This window comes from Bradyrhizobium genomosp. III (assembly GCF_000261705.1).
GTDB classification, from domain to species: domain Bacteria; phylum Pseudomonadota; class Alphaproteobacteria; order Rhizobiales; family Xanthobacteraceae; genus Bradyrhizobium; species Bradyrhizobium ottawaense.
Genome location: NZ_AJQF01000560.1, coordinates 1 through 4,057 on the forward strand (window position 1 = coordinate 1; position 4,057 = coordinate 4,057).

3 protein-coding genes and 2 pseudogenes are annotated in these 4,057 nt (G+C 59.2%); 4 read left to right on the plus strand and 1 reads right to left on the minus strand.

Annotated features, from left to right (window positions below; all coding sequences use genetic code 11):
- Nucleotides 1-227: 227 nt before the first annotated feature.
- Complete coding sequence (locus IC66_RS0141950; RefSeq protein WP_011084490.1) at nucleotides 228-2,090, plus strand: NEL-type E3 ubiquitin ligase domain-containing protein; 1,863 nt, start codon at nucleotides 228-230, stop codon at nucleotides 2,088-2,090.
- A 149-nt stretch (nucleotides 2,091-2,239) separates the two neighbouring features.
- Nucleotides 2,240-2,452, plus strand: a pseudogene (locus IC66_RS0141955) (IS110 family transposase); the annotation flags it as partial.
- Between the two features lie 2 nt (nucleotides 2,453-2,454).
- On the opposite strand, the pseudogene IC66_RS0141960 reads toward IC66_RS0141955, so the two are convergent.
- Nucleotides 2,455-2,722: pseudogene (locus IC66_RS0141960) on the minus strand (transposase); the annotation flags it as partial.
- Nucleotides 2,723-2,748: 26 nt separating this feature from the next.
- Here IC66_RS0141960 and IC66_RS0141965 point away from each other — a divergent pair.
- Nucleotides 2,749-3,264, plus strand: coding sequence for an ABC transporter permease subunit (locus tag IC66_RS0141965; RefSeq protein WP_028144277.1), 516 nt, complete (start codon nucleotides 2,749-2,751; stop codon nucleotides 3,262-3,264).
- Complete coding sequence (locus IC66_RS0141970) at nucleotides 3,261-3,923, plus strand: amino acid ABC transporter permease (RefSeq protein ID WP_038951344.1); 663 nt, start codon at nucleotides 3,261-3,263, stop codon at nucleotides 3,921-3,923. The genes IC66_RS0141965 and IC66_RS0141970 overlap by 4 nt, the downstream gene beginning before the upstream one ends.
- Nucleotides 3,924-4,057 lie beyond the last annotated feature (134 nt).

Genomic DNA, 4,057 nt, shown 5'->3' on the forward strand with positions numbered 1-4,057 from the left:
CTCCGCCGCTCCAATTCGTTAACTTGACGGTACCCTCTGACCTCATCTGGCTCAAGCCGAAAGGCTGCACCGAATCGAAGCCGAACTCCTTCACAAATTGCGCAGATCGCTTCCTCAACATGGTTCAACGCTCGTCAGCTCGACGTAAGCTAAATGTCTTAGAGGCTGCAACGTTCGATGTGGGCCGAGAGGTCGCATAATTTGCTCAGTCCGACAAGGAGCAGGAAATGGATCCCTTTGATGCAGGGCAGGCTCAGCGCGGTAATGGCAGCACCGAATCTTCCGGCCGCGAGGACCGGGAAGGTGAGGAGGCGCAGTGGGTTGGAGTCTTGACCCACGCGGTGCTCGCCGCTGACGATCCGGCAAATCTCGGGGATTCTGCTCCTGCGGAGGGGGGGCACGACCAGATGCTGGAGGAGTGGGCTGCCGAAGAGGGGCAGAACCCGCTCGAGGATCGACAAGAGGCTGTAAGGCGAGTGAATGCTTGGAATCAGGGCGAGCTGAATCTTGCAATGCTGCGCCTCACCAGCCTGCCTCCACTTCCAGCCGGGCTCCACTCGCTCGACGCGTCCTTCAACCGGCTGACCAGTCTGCCCGAGACTCTCCCTGACGCGCTCAATTCGCTCAATGTTAATGGGAATCAGTTGGTCAGCTTGCCCGCGCTTCCGGCCGGGCTCGCCTTGCTGGACGTGTGGAGCAATCGGCTCACCAGCCTGCCTGAGACCCTCCCGGCCGCGCTCGAGGGCCTCAACGTCGGCAACAACCAATTGACGAGCCTGCCCGAGGCCCTCCCGGCCAGGCTCGAAAGCCTTGACGTTAGTGTAAACCAATTGACGAGCCTGCCCGAGACTCTCCCGGCCAGTCTCGGAAGCCTTGACGTTGGTGTAAACCAATTGACGAGCCTGCCCGAGACTCTCCCGACCAGTCTCGGAAGACTTTACCTTAACGATAACCAGCTAACCAGCCTACCCACGGGCTTGCTAACGCAGTTGGGGGCTGCTGCGGAGGTGGTTGTGTCTGGCAATCCGCTGCCCCAGGAGATGCTGATGAACCTGGACACAATCCAAAGTACCGATGGGTATGCCGGCCCGAGGGTCGTCTTTGATTTGTCTGAGACGCACGAAGATCAGTGGGAGGACGCCGCCGTTGCGCCGTTTCCTCTCGAGACAGTAGCTGCGGAGTCTCTTCCCGAGGCAGTAGCGGACTGGCTCAACGGGGATCCGAAGGAGGGCGATCCCGAGGTGGTGGCCAAGTGGCAGAGCTTTGCAGAAGAACCCGGTGCCCAGCAATACGCAGACTTCCTCAACGGGCTGCGGAATACCGTGAACTCTGGGAACGAAGGATTCCAGCAGGGGGTGGCCAATGATCTGCGGCAGGCAGCGGCCAACCCGCAATTGCGCGCGCAGTACTTCCAGCTTGCTCTTGACGCCAACGAGAGCTGCGCGGATCGCAGAACTTTGACCTGGAACGGCATGCAAACCGCGCGCCTGATCGCCAACGTCGAGAACGGGCTCTATGACAATAACGAGGGGGTAGCGGCCCTCGTTGATCTAGGCCGTGTCATGTTCCGCTTGGAGGCACTGGGGGGGATCGCGCGCGAGAAGGTCCAATCGCTCCGCACAGGCGGCACCATCAACAACGTCGACGAAATCGAGGTCTACCTTGCCTATCAGGCCACGCTGCGCGAGCGGCTGGGGCTGCAGCACATCGCCCCGGACATGAACTACTTCTACGACTCTCACCTCACCGAGGAAGACATTGACAGGGCTGAGACGTCTGTGCGGAGCAAGGAGGCGACGGGGTTCGCCGACTATTTGGCGACGGACTGGAAACCTTGGGACGATGTGGTGCTCCGCATTGAACCGGAACACCATGCCACGATGGAGGAAAAGCTCGCCGATGCCTTGGAGGAGGAGTTCCCGGGCCGACTGAAGCAAAAGCTCGTTGAAGCGGGACTGATCGGCGCTGAGGCCGATGTCGTTGCGGATGCCGAGCGGGAGTTCGGACCCCAGGTCAGCAAGGACATCGCTCGCGAGATCAAGGGTGCTCTGAGGGACACGGTGCTCAACAAACGCGGCCTCAGTCTGTGAAGCGGCGTCTGCTGCTTGACCACGCGGTCCTTCATCCAGATCGAAGGATCAAGCAACTGCCTGAGCGAGGTATTGGTTCAACCGCAGCGGCGGAAACTGAACTGCGACGGCTGATCAGCCATTATGCTGTGAAGCGGCAGTAGTGCTTTGGCAAGACCAAGGCCGTGACCGCCACGGCCCGGAAGATCGCAGTTCTGTTCTACAATGCTGTGCGATACGGAATGGACTATGTCGATCCCGGGGCCTCGTCCTACGAGACGCGCTACCGGACGCGAGTGGTCAACAATTTGCAGCGGCGTGCCAAGGCATTCGGCTTTGTTCACCTGCCCTTGGAGCCGAAAGTAGATGCTGCCGTTTCTTAGGAATCGTTCTCAAGCGTCAGCTCCCCGATCTTGGCGTGCAGCGTTTTCACGTCCCCCGCGGGCTCGCTCGTTCTGTTGCCACCGCGAGGACCAAAGACCTCGGCCGCCGCTTCCTGAAGCTGGGACTTCCACTGCGTGATCTGGTTCGGATGCATGTCGAAATGCTCAGCCAGCTCGGCCAGCGTCATCTCGCCCTTGATCCTTGATCGCCGCTAACGCCACCTTGGCCTTGAATGCGAGTGCGTGCTGCCGGCGGGCTCGTCTGCTCATCGTCTCTCCTGATTCGCGGGACAATCTTGCCCGCCGTCAGGCAGAAACTCCACTCATCGCCCTGTCCAGATTTCCGGAGCCAGCTCTTTCTGTTCTACGCGCTACCCGACATAGGCATCCGTCTGACGCCGTTCGAGACTTCCTGGCTAGCGCTCGCATTGTGGGGCGGTGCTTATCAAACGGAGGTCTTCAGGGCCGCATTCGAAGCTGTGCCGAAAGGCGAAGTGACGGCAGCTCGCGCTCTCGGCTTGCCGGCGTTCCAGACCTTTCTTGACATCACACTCCCGATCGCGTTGCGCATCGCGATCACCGGAACAACAACCACGGCGATCACGCAGTTCAGGTCGTCCTCCTTCATGATCGTCGTCGGCTATCAGGAATTGACCTATGTCGCCAACCGGATCGTGTCAGATACGTTTAAAGTGTTTGAGACCTTCGGAATCGCTTGTCTCATGTACCTGCTGGGGTGCAGCATCCTAAGCGCTTTGTCTCGTACGTTCGAGCGCAGGCTCGCGGTTCCGGGGCTGGGAGTAGTTAAATGACCAACTGGGTTTGGCCTGTCACCCTTTACCTTGGTAAGAGCCTTTTGGTTACTTTGTGGATCTCGCTGCTCACCGTCATTTTGGCGACAATCCTTGGTCTCCTGATCGCGGCTCTGTCGCAAAGCACGCTCACGTTCGCGCGCTTTGTCGGACGGCTTTACGTTGAGTTGCTCCGCGGCGTGCCGTCGCTTATGATACTCCTCTTCGTGTTCTTTGCCCTTCCGCAAATTGGTCTCCGCACGGGCCCACTCACGGCCGCAATAATCGGATTGGGGCTCTGGGGCGGGGCGAACATCGGTGAGGTCTTTCGAGGCGCCTTGGATTCAATTCCACATCGCCAAGAGCAGGGCGCCCGAGCGCTTGGCTTGAGCGCAACGGAAGCGCTTGTGTTCGTCATTTTGCCACAAGCATTTCGGCGTGCGTTGCCGCCCTACGTCGGGCAGCTCACCGTTCTCGTCCAGGCGAGTGCACTGACGTCCGTTGTTGGGGTGTCGGATCTCTTGGGATCGGCGCGTCAAATGATAGAAAGACTAGCGTATGTCGGAACCGGAGACTCACACGCCATCGAGATCTATCTGGGCGTGCTGAGCATATTCTTTGTGATCTGCTACGCGTTGAGCGGGCTGGCCAGTATAATCGAACGCTGTCTTCGAGTCTGAAAACAATTCCTAGTCGATCGAAACCTTCTAGGGAAAGGCAATTGCGCCGTTTGAGCGAACCCGCTCGACTCCATCGAGCGCTTTGCGCGGAGACATGTTCTAGGGTCTGTACCTAAATAGCGCCACGTGATTCT

What these genes read in the sequence shown, in the direction of transcription:
- IC66_RS0141970 (WP_038951344.1), top strand. Translation starts at nt 3,261, where the DNA reads ATGACCAACTGGGTTTGGCCTGTCACCCTTTACCTTGGTAAGAGCCTT.
- IC66_RS0141950 (WP_011084490.1), top strand. Translation starts at nt 228, where the DNA reads ATGGATCCCTTTGATGCAGGGCAGGCTCAGCGCGGTAATGGCAGCACC.